Raw genomic sequence first — 17,118 nt, 5'->3', positions numbered from 1 at the left:
CTACCGCATCTGGCCCTTCAACCGAATAATCAAAGTTGCACTTCGTATCTGAATCCGCGCTGTTTTAAAAATACACCTCGAAGTATGTGTAGGAACATGCGGCGCTACGAATTGCGACTTAGGGCCACGGATTGCACCTTACGGCCTTGAGAGAGGGCGTCCACTCCGTTGTGCGCCAGGCTAACTGGCATAGGAGTAGTGTGGACTTGACCCGCTTTGGTGGACACCTATCCTGTAGCAATGTAGGAGTCCATCATGCAAAGCCACAGAACCCCATATCCGGCAGAGTTTCGCCGGAAAATGATTGAATTGGTGCAAGCCGGACGCAGCCCGGAGGAACTCGCTGAGGAATTTGAGCCGACGGCGCAGACGATATATACCTGGGTAGCACAAGCCGAGCGAGACGCCGGCAAACGCCACGATGGGCTGACCAGCGTGGAACGCGAGGAGTTGAACCGCCTGAAACGGGAAAATCGCCAGCTCAAGATGGAGCGGGAGATACTGGCAAAAGCGGCCTGGTTTGCACGGGAGACCGAAGCGCTGCCCGACAAGGGTTTCGTGAAAGCGAATCAGGCCATGTATCCGGTTCACACGATGTGTCGCTTGCTGGAAGTCTCCGCCAGCGGCTATTACGCGTGGCTCGGACGTCCGCCATCGCAGCATAGCCGGTCCGATACCCAATTGCTGGTGCATATCCGGCAAATCCATGAGCGCTCGAAGGCCACTTACGGCATGCCGCGCGTCCGGGCAGAATTGGCGATGCAAGGCATCCTTGTGGGCGGCAAGCGGGTGGCCCGCCTGATGCGGGAAGCCGGCTTGCGTGGCGTCAGGCGCCGCTGGATCATTACCACACAACGTCAGGAACGAAACCGTCCGGCGCCGGATCTGGTGCAACGCCGTTTCCATGCGACTGAGCCAAATCGGCTGTGGGTGGCCGATGCGACCTACATTCCGACCGCTGCTGGCTTTCTGTATTTAACCATGGTGCTCGATGTTTTCAGCCGGCGTATCGTCGGTTGGGGCATGGCCGATCATCTGCGCACCGAACTGATGCTGGCCGCTCTCGACATGGCGCTTCTTGCCACGGCGCCCCCATGCGGTGATTCGTCATTCCGACCAGGGTTGCCAATACACTTCGCTTGCATTCGGGCGGCGCTGCCGCGACATGGGCGCTGCTGAACAGCACCAGCGGGTGTGACGACGGCAGGTGGGATCGGGGTTGCTATGGGCATATACTGTTATTGCGTACAGTATTGTATGCTAGGGATTGCCGCGTGCAAGATACTCGATATGGAGCTCGGCTGACTGTCGGTTCTACGGCCCTAACGGGACGCATCTCGATTGAACGTATTTTAATCCCCATGCAGATCACGTGCATAATATTGGCCTGACTAATTCTTCGTCGCTGCTATAGGAGCAACAATCATGAGCCCGCAAGAAACCCAATCGCTACAGGATTTTCTGAATCAACTAACCCAGGTGCGAGGCATTGCGAAAGATCCGCAAGCCGATGCACTGATTGCAAGTGCCATTGCGCAACAACCGGACGCGGCCTACCTTCTGGTACAACGCGCACTACTGATGGAGCAAGCGCTGAATACTGCAAAAACACAAATTGCTTCGCTGCAGAGCCAGATACAGGCAACGCAGTCGGTGCCAGCACGCAGCTCGACCCCAATGCATGGGGTAGCACTCCGGCTGTAGCCTCTCGGTCAGCAGCAGTCCCGATGATGCCGAGTGCTCCCGCTCCAATGCAGACACCCGTTATGCAAAGCCCGGCTCCAGCAGCATCTCCCGGGTTCTTCGGTGGTGGCGTTGGGAGCGTGCTCGGCACCGTCGCCGCTACCGCTGCTGGCGTGGCTGGCGGCGCGTTCCTATTCCAAGGGATCGAACACCTGATGCATCCCAGCGGTGGCACCGGATTGATGAATCAACCGGCATGGCACCGTTAGCGGCACCTGTGGAGAACACCACGGTCAACAATTATTACGGAACCGATACGGCAACGGATGACAGCACAAGCGTGGATGATGTTGCTACCGACGACTGGAGTGGGGATGATGGATCGTCTGTGATTTGAGTAAGCGCTCAGCATGGGCGCAATGATGGAGGCGCAAGTGCTCCCGTAACCCGACCACAGAGAGCGTAGTGAAGTGCAACTACGAAATGGCTAGCGATCGCATGGAAGAAGCGGCTTCCTACCGCGATTGCAACGCCAATACGCTGGCGGCGTATGCTTTGTGAGAATTTGATCCATATCATAAAAAATGACATCGACCCGGGTATAAGAAGACTCAGAGGTGGTCGAGCACCTGAAATTTTCAAGATTGATTAATACCGCCTTAATTCTTTATAACTTTGGAGAAATTTCATGACCAGTCGTCGCGAGTTTATTATTAAATTTGGCCTGGGGAGCGCTGCATTGGTCGCCAGTTACGGCACGGCCCAAGGTGCCATGGCCCAAGGCGCTATGGTCGCCGAGAACGATGCCCAAGCTATAGCGCTAGGCTATAAGGTGGATGCCAATAAGGCGGACAAGGCAAAATTTCCCAAGTATGCAGCTGGCCAGCAATGTGGCAATTGCGCACTGTACCAAGGCAAAGCCGGTGATGCGGCCGGTGGGTGCCCGCTGTTCGCTGGCAAGCAGGTATCGGCTAAAGGCTGGTGCAGTGCTTGGGCGAAGAAGGCCTGATACCAGACCTGTTCACGTAGCTAGATGCAATGATCGCATCGCATGTTCTCGGTACTGAATTGGTAACAGCTTGCCGGTCGATGCTGGTCAGCAGCGCCCCATAATCAGCGGGGCGGATCATGGCAAAAAATAAAGGGGTGGCCACAGTGCCACTCTTTTTGCGCCAAGCTTTCCTGCGTTGCCATCTGCATCCAATAAGAATGGACCTTAATCGGTCCTTTTTGTTTTTGCGCAAAACACGTACAAGTTTGCAGCAGCATTGTTGAGTATCGCGTCCGACCAGCTATACCGTACGGATCCACGGTATTGACATTCGGTGGCAGGGTCAATCCGAAATGAAATGATTACGGTGAATTGGATTAAAACGACACAATCGTCAGCAGTTGGAGACTCATGACGAGGATCGCAAGAGGTCCAAATCCCTCAAGCAATTTCCTTAGAGGCATAGGGCATGTTGGCGACGAAGAGAATCCTGATTTTATCGGCTGTCCTGTTGACGGTGCCGCCCGCTCACGCCGACAAAAATACGTTCGCTGATCCACTCGTTGCTCCGGAGTTGCCACACGACGCGCAGCTTCGATTTGAAAACTTGGGCACAGGATGGGTTGATCCGGTTTACAGACGGAGTGGCTTTGAGTCCTCATTCAAACGCGAAATCGAGGATGTTCAAGGAAAATATGTGCGCTTTGCGGTGGATCCTCTCGTCGGGTTGCACTGGGACGCTACCGGACACCGCCCATCGCTTATGTATCGGTTCACCGACAACGGGGTCATGCACTTCCGGGGATCAAGGCACGGTGCATCGGTAAACGCGATCTGGAGCTTCTAATTGGCTGACGGCCAACCCAATAGACGCCAACCTGAAGAGACCAACTATGCATGAAACACATGGAACCATCCGTCTTATTCGGAACACTCTTTTCAGAGCTTTCCTTATCGGCCTTATCTTCGGCTTACTGTCTTTCGGTGTTTACTATGGCGGGCGGGGTTATTGGGACGGGCTCATTGTTGATCGATGGGCGCTCATTGACCAAAAATCCTGGCACGTCCTACTGATGAATTTTTTCGGGTTAATCCGATTTTATCTTGTTTTTATTCTTCTGACGCCGGCGCTAGGCTTGCACTGGACACTGAAGCGTCTCGAGCACTGAGTTGCACGGGTTCGAACTGCCATGGAAAAAATTGAAAGACTACTTGGCCGGAGCCGAAAATGACTTTCCCGGGTCTGACATTTGCACCAGCACGAGCTTAAGCGTGTGTGTTGAGTCGTTATTGACTACACGCGTCCTCTTGTTGGCAGGCTCCAGCGTGCCCTGACCAGCCGTGAGTTCTTTTAATGGTAGACCGTCTACTTCCCATACCCCAGTCCCCTCAAGCACATAAATCATTACTGGCTCCGGATGTGTGTGTCAAGGGCTCGAAGTATTGGGCGCAAACTCGGACTTCAACAGTCTGGCCTCAACACCATCGGGAGTCTTCTCTTTTACGAGCGTCACTGCGGGCGGATTAGGCGTTTGGGCAAACACCGCCGAAGTTGGAAATAGCGCAAAGACTGCGGAGGCTCCGATTACCTTCAACATCGCCATTCTCCTCCCCTGTTAAATAAAATGGCTCATCTGGGAAATCTGTGGGTGGTGTTAGGCCATCCGTGCTGTCGAGAGTCGGATTTTTGGCGGATAGGAATGGATTGCAGATCCGGGTTGGCGCCGACTTACCCACCGCGGCGCGCGTTCATGGTCGAGATAGAGACCCCGCACGCCGCCGTGGATAAGTCTACGTTGCTGATGCCACGACCATCTCAGGCTGGGCATATCAGCCAATACGCTGGACCCGCGACGCTACTTCAGGATGCCGTCAGGAATCGGTTGAGCTTTCGGCAGGTCGAATCAAAGGAGCGCTGCTCCTGCTCCGACGTGCCGCCATGGATCAGTGGCCCTTCTCCATCAAAGACAGCCTCGATGACCAACTCCTTGACAGGACGCGTCCTGAGTTTTGGCGTTTCGTTGAGATCGCGGATGATCTCGCCGCCCAGCACCCACAGGTTGTCGCGGTGGAGGTTGAGTGTCTTGCGCGTTAGATTCTGGCTCAGCAAATGCAAGAGAAATGGTTTGAATAGCGCCACAATTTGCTCACCAGGAATCAAGTCACGTTTCTCGCCGCACCAACTCGTCGGCCAATTGAGCAAATCGGGACAATAGGCGGCCAAGTCCACCTCCGATAAGATGCCACTCAACTTTCCAATCTGTTTCTTTGACATGCGACTGATTTCGATCCTGAACCATTGCCACCGGTTCCCCGGCTTCGTGAATGAAACTGCACGAATGTGCGCCCACAACAAGACCATTGAAATCGATGTGCGAGCGCGCCGTGGTTCCAAACCGGTGTGTTCCGGCTGCCATCGCCCGGGTCCGACTTACGACCATCTGGGACTGAGGCGTTTCGAATTCGTCCCCTTCTGGGGCTTCATGATTTTATTACTATACCGCATGAGACGGGTCGATTGTCGGCGTTGCGGGGTTAAAGTAGAACAGGTGCCATGGGGTTGTGGCAAGCACCAGATGACGACCGCCTATGTGCTATTCCTGGCGCACTGGGCCAGGAAGTTATCCTGGAAGGAAACCGCTTTGTCGTTTCACACGTCCTGGGACAAGGTCTGCCAGGCGGTCGAAGTCGTCGTGCAGTGGGGGCTCGCGCACCGCAAGCTCGGGCCGATCGCGGCGATCGGCGTCGATGAAATCCAATACAGCAAGGGTCACAAATATCTGACGCTGGTCTATCAGATCGATGCGCAGTGCACCCGACTGCTTTGGATTGGCAAGGAACGCACGGTTGCAACGTTCGAACGATTCTTCGACATGATCGGCACCGATCTGGCAGGGAAGATCGAATTTGTCTGCTCCGACATCTGGCGGCCATATCTACGAGTCATTCGCGAGCGCTGCAGCAACGCACTCAACATTCTCGATCGCTTCCACATCGTCGCCAAAATAAATGAGGCGCTCGACGATGTGCGTGCCGCCGAAGCGAGAAAACTAGTGCAGGACGGCTTTGAACCGGTTCATTTTTTACCAAATTACTTTGGTTGACGGTTGACGGTTGACGACTGGCGCGCCGCGCGGGACACGCGATCAGTCGGGCTGAGGCGCGCAGATCGCGCCAAACTGGAGGGAGAGTGGTAGCAGGCGTAGCGTAAAATGAGACCGGCGAATGTAGGTAAAATCAGAGCTCATCGATGGTCGCAGAGAGATGTCATGACCTTAAAAAATATCTGGATTCTGATTAAAGCCGCGGCCTCATCTTGGGTCGACGACTATGCGCAAAGCATGGGAGCGGCACTGGCTTATTACACCATGTTCTCGATTGCACCGTTATTGCTGATTGTGATTTCGATTGCCGGACTAATCTTTGGCGTCGAGGCCGCGCGCGGCGAAATTGTCGGGCAATTGCAAGAACTGATGGGGCCGCAAGGCGCCCAGGCCGTGCAAGGTTTGCTCGAAAGCGTAAGCAAGCCGACCGAAAGCGTCACCGCAACGCTGGTCGGGGGAATTCTGCTGTTGATCGGTGCGACAACGGTATTTGGCGAATTGCAGGCGGCGCTGGATCGTATATGGCGCGCGCCAAAAAGAAACAAGGGAGGAATCGGGAGCTTGCTGCGTGCGCGCCTATTGTCTTTCGGCATGATCATGGGTATCGGTTTTTTGTTGATGGTATCGCTGGTGGTCAGTGCGGCGCTGGCCGCACTGGGGAAATTGTGGGGCCCACTATTCGCAGGATGGGAAATCCTTGCGCACCTAATTAATTTTGTGGTCAGCTTCGCATTTATCACGATCTTGTTTGCAATGATCTACAAATTCATGCCGCGAGTGAAGGTTGACTGGGCGGACGTGTGGATCGGGTCCGCCGTGACCGCTCTGCTCTTTACGATCGGTAAATTCCTAATCGGGTTCTACATCGGCAAGAGCGGTATGACTTCGGGATTTGGTGCCGCGGGTTCGCTAGTCGCCGTGCTGGTGTGGGTGTACTACTCCGCCCAGATATTTCTGATGGGTGCGGAATTTACTTGGGCTTATGCGCTGACATTCGGATCGCGGAAGGAGCACCCTGTCCCTGCCGCTGCGCCCACCGTTCCTAGCCAGACGACAAAAAAGCAGGCTGACAAAAACATGATTGAGGCGAAGCAGGCGGCGATAGAGGAGGACCTCAGTAAAAAGAATGAAAGCGGCACGTCGCAAGCTAAAAACTAAAGTTCGTCGCACGGTTGTTCAGCCCTGTGCTGTAAGCTTAAATACAGCGTCCCAGGCACTGAGAAAAAAGTCATCCCGGCGCAGCGATTCGATGGAGTCGAAATCGGACTGACCGGTGCATGATAGGCCCTCATAAGCTTGGATGCGGCTTGGGAATGCCACCGGTCCCGCTCATGGGAAATCGCAGATCGACGATTTTGATTGATCTGGGCAAATCGCTTGAGATATTGGCCGGTCAGGGAAAGACTGGCATGGGAGGTCAGATGGTAGGGCAGGCGTTTGATGTGAAAATCGGGCATGGCGAACTTCATGGAGATCCCGTTGCGCCGTCGTGCCATTACGTCTGCTTCATTTCACCTGCCGGGTGCACCGTATTTTGCTTGGAGACTGCGTGGTTGCTCACTTTGTGGGTGGGAGATCACGAATTCAGGGTTCATAAAAGCGCACGCTCTCCACGCCGCAATCGCTGCGCTGTGTCAGTTCACCGATTCTCATCCCACATCTTTCTAAAAATGCTTGACTCTGTAGTAGCTACAGACTGTTAAATAATGGCATTATTCCCGGAGACGCGCACTATGAGCCAGCGATAAGCCAAAACCTGCGTTTCGTCTTCATGTTCAGGAGAAGGACAATGGTTGCGGGTCAGCCCATGACCATCAGCAAGAGCACTCCGATGCTAATGGTGACGAAGCGACACACGTGGAAGGCCTATTTACATCACATCATAGGGCACCACGACAACAAAGATTTTGTCAGTTTTTATGGTGGGGTCGGCGCACAAACGACAGTGTGCGATGGCTTATCTCGGGAATCGCGCGCAACTTCATGGCGGGGTATGCGTTGGAACCTTCGTTTGGGCAAACCACTCGGACTATTTAACCGCAGGTATCCATGAGATGACATGACCACCGGAAATCTTGTCCTGAATTCGTTCAATTTCTGCCAGCAGGTTCAGCAATTTCTTTAATAGGACACAGCCATGCATATTGACCCCGCAGTGCATCGCTGACCTGGATACAAGGAACAAAGCACAACGCTATCAGCGCTATCCATGTTTTCGCAGGCGACAAGCGCCGTTGGCGTTTCCCGCCAAATTTCCAGACGCCTTTCACCTTGATGTACGTCGCGTCCATTCGCCAGCTCCCACTAACCGGGCGCTTATGCTTGCGGAAAACTTTTTCAAGTAACGGCAGAAATCGGATCGCCCTCCGATTGATCGATGAGTGATCCAAACACACCGCGTTCCGGCATCATTTCTTCCAGGTGCCTGTAGCTTAACGAATACGCTGCGTACCGCCTGATGCACAACAGGATAATATCTATCGGGAGACGCGATGGATTTCGGGAAGCGCTCGATAGCGAGGTGCCAGCATCTTGTGCCGGCATTCTGGCAGATGAGGAATTCGGTGCTGACATTCTCCGCGACGGGATAAAGAACGGCTAACCGAACGCACGCAAAGGGAAACAGATACTTGAGAGCCATTCGCAGGAGCAGCCATCGGATCGGCGCTCATGCTCTCCAGACGATGCGCTGGCGGACCATTCGGCTCACCGCATCCAGCGACTCCGGCGAGTCTGTGACGATCGCATAACAGCCTTTGCCAACCGGCTGGGCGATCGCGTGCCAGCCGGCCATTTCGGCCGCGCTGCCGCTGGCTTTCATGTCGCGTGCCAAGATCAGCAACAAGGTGGCGAGCCCGTGATCAGTCTCGAACACAATGTGCCATGCCATACCCCCCGGCACCGTGCAAAGCCTGAGGTAACGAAGCTGGCCCAGCGGCGCGGTCAACTCGCCGCCGAAGTCGTGCAGCACCTTGCGCAGCAGCGCCGGGTCGGCGTTGCGGGTGGTGGTGAAGGACTCTGGTTCATCGATCACGTGTTCGATGGCGAGCCGCGCGTAATCCGGGGCTGGCAAGGCTTTCCAATAAAGGGCGCCGGTGCCGACCGTGAGCAGGATGGTCGCGACCAGCGCGCGCCGGCGCGGTGTGAACGAGAAGCCGTTCTTGCGTCGCAGGATGACCCGTTCGGCCAAGCCGTCAGGCACAGGCACGCGCAGCATCTCGGCCAGCCGCGCCTCGCTCTCGTCCACGCTGTGCGCGAACGCATGGCACGGGGCGCAGTGCTCCAGGTGGGCCAATGCCTCGGCGCTGAGCCAGCGCGGGTCGGCCAGTTTTTCGCGGCGAAATTCGAGGCAGTTCATTTGGGTATTCTCGTTTGCTCAAGGGCGGCCAGGTGGGCGCGCAACGCGTGCCGGGCGCGCGTCAGGCGGGTCATGACCGCACCCACCGAGGTGCCGAGCATGGCCGCGATCTCGGTGCAGCTGTAGCCGCCCAAGGTCTGCAGCAGCAGCGGTTCGCGGTACGCGAGCGGCAGCGCTTCCACCATTTGTTCCAGCTCGAGCTGCGAATCGGCCTGTACGCACGACGGCAGATCGAGCGTCTCCGGGTCGTCGTCCACCGTGTCGAGCCGCATGCGCTGGTACAGGCGCGCGTGTTCGCGGCGCAGGATCGTGATCAGCCACGATTTGACGCAAGCCATGTCGTGCAAGTCTCGCCAGTGTTTCCAGGCGCGCTCGAACGTCTGTTGCACCAGGTCTTCCGCGACGAAGCGGTCGTGACACAGCCAATAGGCGTAGCGATACAGGTCGGCGCTGTAGGCGCGCACCGTCTGCTCAAATTGCCGTTCGCTTGGTCTGGAGAACATCTGTTTCTTTCAGCGTGCGCCGCGCGCTCGCCATCTGCACAGCCAATCATCGAGCGCGAGCTTGCCGGGGCCGTGGAACAGGATCACCAACAGCAGCGTACCCCACAAGATGTGATCCTTCAAACCTGCCGGACTGAGTCCGGGATACGAGATCACTGCCATCACGTTGAACAGCGCCAGCGCCAACGCAAACAAGCGGGTACCGAAGCCGAGCGCAATGAACACCGGCAGCGTCAGTTCTGCGGCGGTGCCGAGGTAAGCTGCGATCTCCGGCGGCAACAGCGGCACTGCGAACTCGTCCTCGAACAGGAACAGCGTCGCATCCCAGCTTTGCAGCTTGACCAGGCCGGAGCGGAAGAACACGTCGGCGACATACAGCCGTACGCCGAGATCGAACAGCGGCGCTGCAAGATTGAGCCAGCCGACGACCCGCCCGTAGGCTTTGCTTACGTCAGCAATCAGGTTCATCCTCTGCCTCCTTCCTTCGGTTCCTCCGCCAGTCGAAAGTCGCTGAAGGTTCCGGCCGGCATGTGCCACCGCAGGAACGCATCGAGATCGAATGCCACGTCCAGCGCCAGCGCGCGTTCCAGTGCCGCGCCCAGCGTGAGCCCTGCGCTGAAGGCCGACAGCAGGCTAAACCCGGCGCCGGACAGCGGCTCGATGTCGACGGCGAGGCCGCGCCGGATAATCAATAGGGTAGCGCCGCCGCTGTCGAGCTGTACCGCCTGGTCGCCGTCGTAGCTTAACTGGTTGACTTGCCAGATCCGCAGCACCGGATAAGGCGAGGCGAACAGCCGCGCCGACGGATCGAGCGCGAAACCCAGATCGGCGAAGCGCTGCGGCGGCACCGCCGCAAGTCGTGCGAGACCCAGCGCCAGATCCAGCGGCGCCGCGGGCGCCCGGTCCGCCGCTTCGATGATCCATTCGAGGCGCGCCACATCCGGCAGATAGGCCAGATCACGCGTCGCCGGATAGCCCGCAAGGGAGTTGCCGAAATGCTCGCCGAAGTCGTACAAGTCGCCGGAATACGACGGCGTGGCGCGGGCATAGGCGTCGGCGGCCTGATCGAAGCAGTCCGCGCCGATCAACCGCAAGATGACCGGATAGGTTTCCCGCAATGCCTTGCGGTAATTGGCCAGCACGTTGTTGCGGTAGATCGCGAGTCCCGCCGCCCCGCTCTGGCCGCTGGCGCCAAGCAGCAGCGCTGTGATGTCGCGGTCGGCACCGAACATGCCGTGCGCGAAGCTGTGCTGGAGCTCACGCAGCGTGCGCAAGATCGTGCTCCTCAAGGATGGCCTGGGCGCGGTTCCGCTCGTCGAGCAAGACCGCCAGCGGCGGGATGTCGGTGTCCCATTCGATCAGCGTCGGCCGCGCGCCGAAGCGCTCGAGCGCTGCGCGGTAGAGCGCCCATACTGGCTCGGCGACGGGCTTGCCGTGGGTGTCGATCAGGCAGCCCTGGCCTTCGTCGAAGCCGGCCAGATGGATCTCGCCGATCGCTTCGGCCGGCATCGCGGCGAGATACACCTGTGGATCGAAGCCGTGGTTCTGGCTGTTCACATAGGTGTTGTTGACGTCGAACAACAGAGCGCAGCCGGTGCGGCGCGCCACTGCCGCGACGAACTCCCATTCGGGGATCGTCTCGTGGCGGTAGCGCAGGTAGCTGGAGATGTTCTCGATCAGCAGGCGCCGTCCCAGAAACGTCTGCGCCGCGTCGATGCGCGTGCAAACGTGGTCCAGCGCCTCCTCGGTGTAGGGCAGCGGCAGCAAATCATTCAGATGGCGCCCCTGGATCGCGCCCCAAGACAAGTGTTCGGACACCAGCCCCGGCTCGATGTGCTCGATCAAGCGCTTGAGTCGGCCGAGGTGGCCCTCGAAAAACGAGGTCTCGATCGCCCCCAGCGACAGCCCCACGCCGTGCAGGCTGACCGGATAGTCGGCGCGAATTTGTTCGAGCAGTCGCAGCGGCCGCCCGCCCGGGCAAAAGAAATTCTCGCTATGCGCCTCCAGCCAGGCGATGCGTGGCCGCTGTTCCAGAATCTCGCGCAGATGCGGGGTGCGCAGACCGATGCCGACGCTGGCCGGAATGGCGGCTCCGGTGGCCGCCGGGCCGGTTGTGATGTTTTCGGGATTGACCACGGACACGGTTGCCTCCACTTGGTCAAGGGCGGCTTAGCCGCCCTCGCCACGTTACATCTTCACGTGTTACATCTTCATTTTCATGCCCATTTTTTTCATGATTTCCGGATCCATTTTCATCATATTCTTGCCATCGTAGACTTTACCGCCGGCAATCTTGTCACAAGTGCCTTTCGGCACGTAGACCCAGGCATCCTTGTCGCCGTCGACCTTGGCGGTGCCGGCGCAGGCGTTGGCTGTCGAGCCGCAGTCGTTCTTGCCAGCCTTGGCGATGCCGGCGCAATGCTCCATGTCGCCCTTGGCCGCGAGTGCGGACTGGCTGGCGGCGACCAGGCCCAGGGCGAGGGCGCTGGTAATGGCGGAGCGGATGATGAGATCGGTGGTTTTCATGGACTATCTCCTGTTGGTTGCCTGGACGGATGGACAAGCATGGCTTGTCACATCATAAGACCGGGGAGCCAGCCAAAACCTTACAGCCCAAGCCTTACAAAATTACTTAAACCTAGAAACGGTAGTTGGACAGGTGCGAGTATGCATTTTTTCGGTTTTCTGGCTAGACGCGACGACGCTGAAGGCTGCATCCTTCGAGGAGGAGCAACGCCTGCGGCCCTGTAGGGCAGGAGTGTTCCCTTGCAAGGGCAAAATAATTTCGTCGAAAGAAAAATCGACCTCTCAAAACGGCCGCTATGCGATTTTCTCGACATCGGCAATGGTGTCCCTACCCACGAATTTTTGTCAGAATTGCGTTTTTACACAAGCTCGGCCGGGTCCTGCCGGTCACGAAAGACTGCACCCTACCCCTTGCTCCCGGTCAGCTTCAGTAGAAGCGGACGTCCCCGGACTTCGCTCTGCGGCCATTGGCCGCCGTTCAATTGACTGCCCGATTTGCGGCCACACATGAGCGAACAAGGTCCAACCACAACTTTCGCATCGGCGAGACCTTCTCGCTAAGGAACCAGTCTCAACCCGTCTTGCGCAAACTCTGTCGGCCCCGCGTAGCTTTGGACGATCGACGCCTCGACCGCAGCGCGCGCGTTCTTGATGGTCGGCGACAAGTGGCTCAGCAACAGCCGCTTCGCCCCGCTGTCGCGGGTAACCTCGCCGCCGGCCTTGGGCGGCGCGTGCCATGAACAGGCCCGGCGGCTCACCTGCATGATCGACGTGCAGATGGGTCAGCAACACGATGGTCCGGCATCGACCAGGATGCGCGGCCGTCATTCATCGGGATGTCGTTATCGGGCAGCGTCCGGAACACATACTGGCCATCGGAGTACGCTTGAGCTCAAACCAGCCATTGGCACACGAGGTTGAACGTCCCGGGCGTCGGTTTACGCCCCCGCTTCGCGCATTCCCGCGGTCCCTGATTGCTGCTGCGGCCCCATATCGGCAAACCTGCTCAGCACCACCAAGTCCACCGGCTGAAGCAGACCGTCCACGATGCGTTCAAGCAAGATCGTTTTCGGTGCCTGGTAACCCTGAGCCACTGCCAACTCATAAGCGACGCGCGTGGCCAGCCCGCGCGTCTTTTCGATCTTGTTATGCTTTTCAAGCTTGGCTGCAAGGTTGACCACATCGCCGATTACCGTGTATTCGAGGCGCTTGCCCTCGCCGATGATGCCGAACACGATCTCGCCGGTCGCCAGCCCCGCTCCGACATCCGGCGCGATTTTTCCGGCTTCCCGGCGGTTGGCACGCCACGCATCGACTGCGGTCATGATCGCGTCGACCGCACGCAACGCGCTGGCGGCATAATGTGCGTTCCGCGTGACGGCGCCAAAGCTTGCCAGGATGCCGTCGCCCATGAACTTATCGATGTTGCCGCCATGCGCAGTGACGATCGGCACCAGCAGGCCCTGGTATTCGCCGAGCAGTTTGATCAGCTCGGTCGGCCCCAGCTTGGTCGACGCTTCGGTGAAGCCGCGCATATCGAGGAACAGGATAGCCGCCTCGCGCAACTCGCCCTGGCCCGCCATGACTTCCGCCTCGGACTGGGTAATGCGGCGGGCTACCGAATCGTCGAAAAACAGTGACAGATCGGCGACCGCCTGCTCACCCGATACGGCTTTGGCGAGCAACTCGCGCGCGCGAGCCAGCGCCAATGCGAGCACAGCGGTCACCATCAAAATGGCGAGCAGCTTGTCAAACTCCCCGCCGTAATGAATCTGTATCGAGCGCAGCGACGTCACATAGTCCCATGTGATTGGATTTCCCTGCGCGTGGGTTAGCGCGTATCCGAGAAGCACCAGCCACCCCACTGCCGCAGTGAGGCCCGACAGGATCACCCAGATCGGCTCGAAGCGTAGCGCACGCAACGCGATCAGGATGAAGACATAAACGAACTGTGTGCTTTTCAGATAAAACTGGGCCGGCTGCTCGTACTGCAGATGGTAGGCCCAGATCACGAACATCAGCACTGTCATTTCTGCGACCACCGTGAGGCCCAACATCCAGCGGGTGAGCTGCCCGGTCACCGCAAAATACAGGCGCAGCAGTGCCAGCACCACAAAAAGCGTGAGCCCTAGTGGCACCGCTTCGATCGGCGCATCGGGCGAGAAGCCAGGCGGCGTGCTTGCATAGAGCACGGCGAGCAACGCGGCGATCACCAGTTGAACCGCTGTTACCAGCAATTCACTGCGGTATTGCTCGTGCTCGAATTCGCGCCGTACACGCGTCGGAAACTGAATGTCGCCGCGCGTGGGCAGAATCGTGGCGAATAGCTTTTTTAATGGCGTTGGCATCGTGTCGCCTCCGTTTTCCTGACTTATGCGCGCGTACCGGCAAAGAGCCTTACCCCGTTCTGCCCTTGTGGCAACACACGAGCTTCCCTACCAAACAGTGCCCGAATATCCATCAGCTCCCACGATCTTTGTACAGGTACCGGCCGGCAGCATCAGCCATTCATCGCTATCAGCATCGTGCACCGCCCGGCCTGCGCAGGCGTGCTTTGCGGTGCCGCAGTCATTCTTGCCGGCGCGCACCACTCCGTAACAGCGCTCGCGGTCGAACGTGAACATTTTCTTCGAGCCAGGCAGCAAATGGGTGGTCTGCTGCACCGCGAGAAGAACGATGCCGATTGCACTGCAAATGGCGAGTGTGTTGCCGATTCGGTGGTCCATGCCGCCTCCTTCAGATAATCGAACAGAACACGACCGTAGGACACGGTGAGATCGGCGACGAAATGCGTGCCGCTGATCACTTTGTCGACCGACGGGTCTGCGACCGGTGCATTCCCATGCAGGATCAGAAACAGCCGAGCAATACTATGGCAGGTTCTGATAATCATGTAGCCGACCTCCGTCCTAGCTGAGAAAGCAGCCGGAGTAGAGTCAAGGTTCGCAAAGACTTTGACACAAAGGAGGCCGACATGAACAAGTTTAGCGGAATTGATCTTCATTCGAACGTTGACAGCGGGCGTTGCGGCAGCTGGGCCTGATGCGACTACGCTTGAAAGTGCGGGGCACCGCACTGATCAAACGTAGAACGCTATAAACAAAAAAGGATCTCCGAGGTGTGTAACCCCATTATGTATGGCGAGGTCAGTTTCCGACTGGCCGCAACCCCAATGAGCCACGCAAATCTGCTCGTGCGCATGAAGGTAGTTTCACGTTCTCAACTCAGCTGAACAGATTCCGGGACAAGCGCCGAAAAGATCGGCCCCGATACTGCTCCTGTTTCCGGCAACGGCATAAAGGCAATTTTGCGTGCCTCTTTCGCTTTTAGTCCCATCCCGTGTAAGACGGTGTACAGCATATTTTCAATATGATGCACATGACTAGGCTCGGTCAAGAGCGTTTCAATGCCGAAAAAGATGGATCCCAAAATGATATCGCGCGTGACTAAAGCACTCCCGACCGTGAATCGGTTTGTTGCAATACCCAATTCCACGTCGCGCGTCAGATAGACATCGAGTAATTTCCCTCGAACAGCGTGCTGAGAACCAATTCGCGTCAAAAATGTTCCCCAAATCGGGTATCGCGTTGCCATATGGACATATAACTTTGTTCCCATGCAGATGCGGACAGCTGGATCGTCAAATTTCAAAACTTCTGGATCGATGATGCTCAGAACTTCGTCACTCATTTCGCCGGTGACCGCGGCGAGTAACTCGCTCGTTGTATTGAAGTAATTGTAGAACGTGCCGCGGGCCACCCCCGCTGCCGCGATGAAATCGTCGATGACGGGCAGGTCCGGCCCTTTTTTCGCAAATACTTCCACCGCACTCTTGATGAGCAGTGCGCGGGTCTTCTCTCGACGCTCCATCCCAACCCGCGTACGGTGGTTTTCAACAGAGGTTTCAATCGGTTTATTCATAGAGCGTGAGGGTACCTTAAATCAAAATTTTTTGCCTTCCGGTTGCTAAATTCACTCCAAAAAACGAAGAGAAATATATTTTCAGAATATCCGATATTCATCTTGACACAAGCGTCATTATGAATGAAACTTGGTTTTGACAAATGTGTCAGTTCAACGAAATTATGGAGATTTGCTGTGAAGCTACTTCGATATGGAATGCCAGGCGCTGAAAAGCCCGGCGCACTCGACGCCCAAGGGCGCATCCGCGACCTGTCCCTCCTGGTCCCTGACTTGACGCCAGAATGGCTTTCGCCCGAACGCCTGCGCGCTCTCGCGGCTATCGATCTCGAGAAGATGCCGTTGGTCGGAGGTACGCCGCGCTTTGGTGTCCCAATTTCCGGCGTGCGACAGTTTGTCGCAATTGGCCTGAACTATCGCAAGCACGCCGAAGAGTCCGGCTTGCCAATTCCCACGGAGCCGGTTGTTTTCACGAAAGCGCTGACCTCATTGAGCGGCGCCGATGACGACATCGTGTTGCCCGAGGGCTCGGAAGAAACTGATTGGGAGATCGAGCTGGCTTTCATGATTGGCACGACCGCGCGCAAGGTCTCACGCGAGACTGCTTTGGATTACGTGGCGGGTTATTGCCTCGCCAATGATGTGTCCGAGCGGAATTGGCAGATCAAGCGCAACGGCCAGTGGGGCAAGGGCAAAAGTTTTGACACGTTCGGCCCGATAGGACCGTGGCTCGTTACCGCTGACGAGATTCCGGATCCCCAGATGCTTGACATGGAGTTGAGCGTCAACGGTGCTGTGAAACAGCGCAGCAACACTGCAGACATGATTTTCTCCGTGACGGAAATCGTTTCCTATCTCAGCCAGTTCATGACCTTATTGCCAGGCGACGTTGTTATCACCGGCACACCCGCTGGAGTTGGTTTGGGCATGAAGCCGCCACAATTCCTCAAGAAGGGTGATGTGGTCTCGCTGCGCATCGATCAGTTGGGCAGTCAAACCCAGCGAGTGGTTTGACGTAAAACGCCACATGTT

Annotated in this window: 17 protein-coding genes and 3 pseudogenes; 7 read left to right on the top strand and 13 right to left on the bottom strand. The window is 57.2% G+C overall.

All coding sequences use genetic code 11. From position 1 onward, the window contains the following. The first annotated feature begins 255 nt into the window (after window positions 1–255). The 4 genes and pseudogenes from ACFOFO_RS05240 to ACFOFO_RS05225 all read left to right on the top strand — a co-directional run bounded on the left by ACFOFO_RS05240 (window position 256) and on the right by ACFOFO_RS05225 (window position 3,521). Window positions 256–1,179, top strand: a complete 924-nt coding sequence (locus tag ACFOFO_RS05240) for an IS3 family transposase (RefSeq protein WP_390324452.1) — start codon at window positions 256–258, stop codon at window positions 1,177–1,179. 246 nt (window positions 1,180–1,425) lie between these two features. Then, a pseudogene (locus tag ACFOFO_RS05235) lies at window positions 1,426–2,080 on the top strand (DUF2076 domain-containing protein). Window positions 2,081–2,371: 291 nt separating this feature from the next. Next, on the top strand, window positions 2,372–2,692 hold the full coding sequence (locus ACFOFO_RS05230) for a high-potential iron-sulfur protein (RefSeq protein WP_390324453.1): 321 nt from the start codon (window positions 2,372–2,374) through the stop codon (window positions 2,690–2,692). 451 nt (window positions 2,693–3,143) lie between these two features. Further along, window positions 3,144–3,521 (top strand): hypothetical protein, encoded by a 378-nt coding sequence (locus tag ACFOFO_RS05225; RefSeq protein WP_390331028.1) that lies wholly within the window; start codon window positions 3,144–3,146, stop codon window positions 3,519–3,521. A gap of 361 nt (window positions 3,522–3,882) precedes the next feature. Here ACFOFO_RS05225 and ACFOFO_RS05220 read toward each other — a convergent pair. Continuing rightward, window positions 3,883–4,089, bottom strand: a pseudogene (locus tag ACFOFO_RS05220) (cupin domain-containing protein); the annotation flags it as partial. A 446-nt stretch (window positions 4,090–4,535) separates the two neighbouring features. Further along, window positions 4,536–4,949 (bottom strand): hypothetical protein, encoded by a 414-nt coding sequence (locus tag ACFOFO_RS05215; RefSeq protein ID WP_390324457.1) that lies wholly within the window; start codon window positions 4,947–4,949, stop codon window positions 4,536–4,538. Between the two features lie 208 nt (window positions 4,950–5,157). On the opposite strand from ACFOFO_RS05215, the gene ACFOFO_RS05210 reads away from it, so the two are divergent. Both ACFOFO_RS05210 and ACFOFO_RS05205 read left to right on the top strand, forming a co-directional pair. Next, window positions 5,158–5,778 (top strand): transposase, encoded by a 621-nt coding sequence (locus ACFOFO_RS05210; RefSeq protein WP_390331027.1) that lies wholly within the window; start codon window positions 5,158–5,160, stop codon window positions 5,776–5,778. A gap of 165 nt (window positions 5,779–5,943) precedes the next feature. Further along, window positions 5,944–6,936: a YihY/virulence factor BrkB family protein gene (locus tag ACFOFO_RS05205; protein WP_390331031.1), complete on the top strand. Its 993-nt coding sequence runs from the start codon at window positions 5,944–5,946 to the stop codon at window positions 6,934–6,936. Here the strand turns inward: ACFOFO_RS05205 and ACFOFO_RS05200 are convergent. The 11 genes and pseudogenes from ACFOFO_RS05200 to ACFOFO_RS05150 form a co-directional block, all read right to left on the bottom strand. Beyond that, window positions 6,933–7,247: a hypothetical protein gene (locus tag ACFOFO_RS05200; protein ID WP_390331025.1), complete on the bottom strand. Its 315-nt coding sequence runs from the start codon at window positions 7,245–7,247 to the stop codon at window positions 6,933–6,935. The two genes, ACFOFO_RS05205 and ACFOFO_RS05200, sit on opposite strands and share 4 nt — an antisense overlap. Before the next feature lie 780 nt (window positions 7,248–8,027). Then, window positions 8,028–8,322, bottom strand: a pseudogene (locus ACFOFO_RS05195) (hypothetical protein); the annotation flags it as partial. A gap of 124 nt (window positions 8,323–8,446) precedes the next feature. Next, window positions 8,447–9,136, bottom strand: coding sequence for a DUF3379 family protein (locus ACFOFO_RS05190; protein ID WP_390324462.1), 690 nt, complete (start codon window positions 9,134–9,136; stop codon window positions 8,447–8,449). Next, on the bottom strand, window positions 9,133–9,639 hold the full coding sequence (locus ACFOFO_RS05185) for a sigma-70 family RNA polymerase sigma factor (protein WP_390324464.1): 507 nt from the start codon (window positions 9,637–9,639) through the stop codon (window positions 9,133–9,135). The genes ACFOFO_RS05190 and ACFOFO_RS05185 overlap by 4 nt, the downstream gene beginning before the upstream one ends. 9 nt (window positions 9,640–9,648) lie before the next feature. After that, a complete protein-coding gene (locus tag ACFOFO_RS05180; protein WP_390324466.1) occupies window positions 9,649–10,107 on the bottom strand; it encodes a DoxX family protein in 459 nt (152 codons plus the stop codon). Continuing rightward, window positions 10,104–10,928, bottom strand: a complete 825-nt coding sequence (locus tag ACFOFO_RS05175; protein WP_390331023.1) for an HvfC/BufC family peptide modification chaperone — start codon at window positions 10,926–10,928, stop codon at window positions 10,104–10,106. The genes ACFOFO_RS05180 and ACFOFO_RS05175 overlap by 4 nt, the downstream gene beginning before the upstream one ends. Continuing rightward, window positions 10,897–11,781, bottom strand: a complete 885-nt coding sequence (gene bufB / locus ACFOFO_RS05170) for an MNIO family bufferin maturase (RefSeq protein WP_390324469.1) — start codon at window positions 11,779–11,781, stop codon at window positions 10,897–10,899. Before bufB ends, ACFOFO_RS05175 begins: the two co-directional genes overlap by 32 nt. A 60-nt stretch (window positions 11,782–11,841) precedes the next feature. Continuing rightward, complete coding sequence (locus tag ACFOFO_RS05165) at window positions 11,842–12,165, bottom strand: BufA1 family periplasmic bufferin-type metallophore (protein WP_390324471.1); 324 nt, start codon at window positions 12,163–12,165, stop codon at window positions 11,842–11,844. Between the two features lie 938 nt (window positions 12,166–13,103). Further along, window positions 13,104–14,513: an adenylate/guanylate cyclase domain-containing protein gene (locus ACFOFO_RS05160; protein ID WP_390324472.1), complete on the bottom strand. Its 1,410-nt coding sequence runs from the start codon at window positions 14,511–14,513 to the stop codon at window positions 13,104–13,106. An 87-nt stretch (window positions 14,514–14,600) separates the two neighbouring features. Beyond that, window positions 14,601–14,891: a BufA1 family periplasmic bufferin-type metallophore gene (locus ACFOFO_RS05155; RefSeq protein WP_390324473.1), complete on the bottom strand. Its 291-nt coding sequence runs from the start codon at window positions 14,889–14,891 to the stop codon at window positions 14,601–14,603. Between the two features lie 493 nt (window positions 14,892–15,384). Beyond that, entirely contained in the window at window positions 15,385–16,086 is a 702-nt protein-coding gene (locus ACFOFO_RS05150; protein ID WP_390324475.1) for a TetR/AcrR family transcriptional regulator, read from the bottom strand. A gap of 177 nt (window positions 16,087–16,263) precedes the next feature. On the opposite strand from ACFOFO_RS05150, the gene ACFOFO_RS05145 reads away from it, so the two are divergent. Then, a complete protein-coding gene (locus ACFOFO_RS05145) occupies window positions 16,264–17,100 on the top strand; it encodes a fumarylacetoacetate hydrolase family protein (protein ID WP_390324476.1) in 837 nt (278 codons plus the stop codon). The last annotated feature ends 18 nt before the right edge of the window (window positions 17,101–17,118 follow it).

Source organism: Pseudundibacterium arcticum, assembly GCF_042646465.1.
Classification (GTDB): domain Bacteria; phylum Pseudomonadota; class Gammaproteobacteria; order Burkholderiales; family Burkholderiaceae_D; genus Undibacterium_A; species Undibacterium_A arcticum.
Note: the sequence above shows the minus strand (reverse complement) of the source record. Positions and strands in the feature narration are given on the sequence as shown.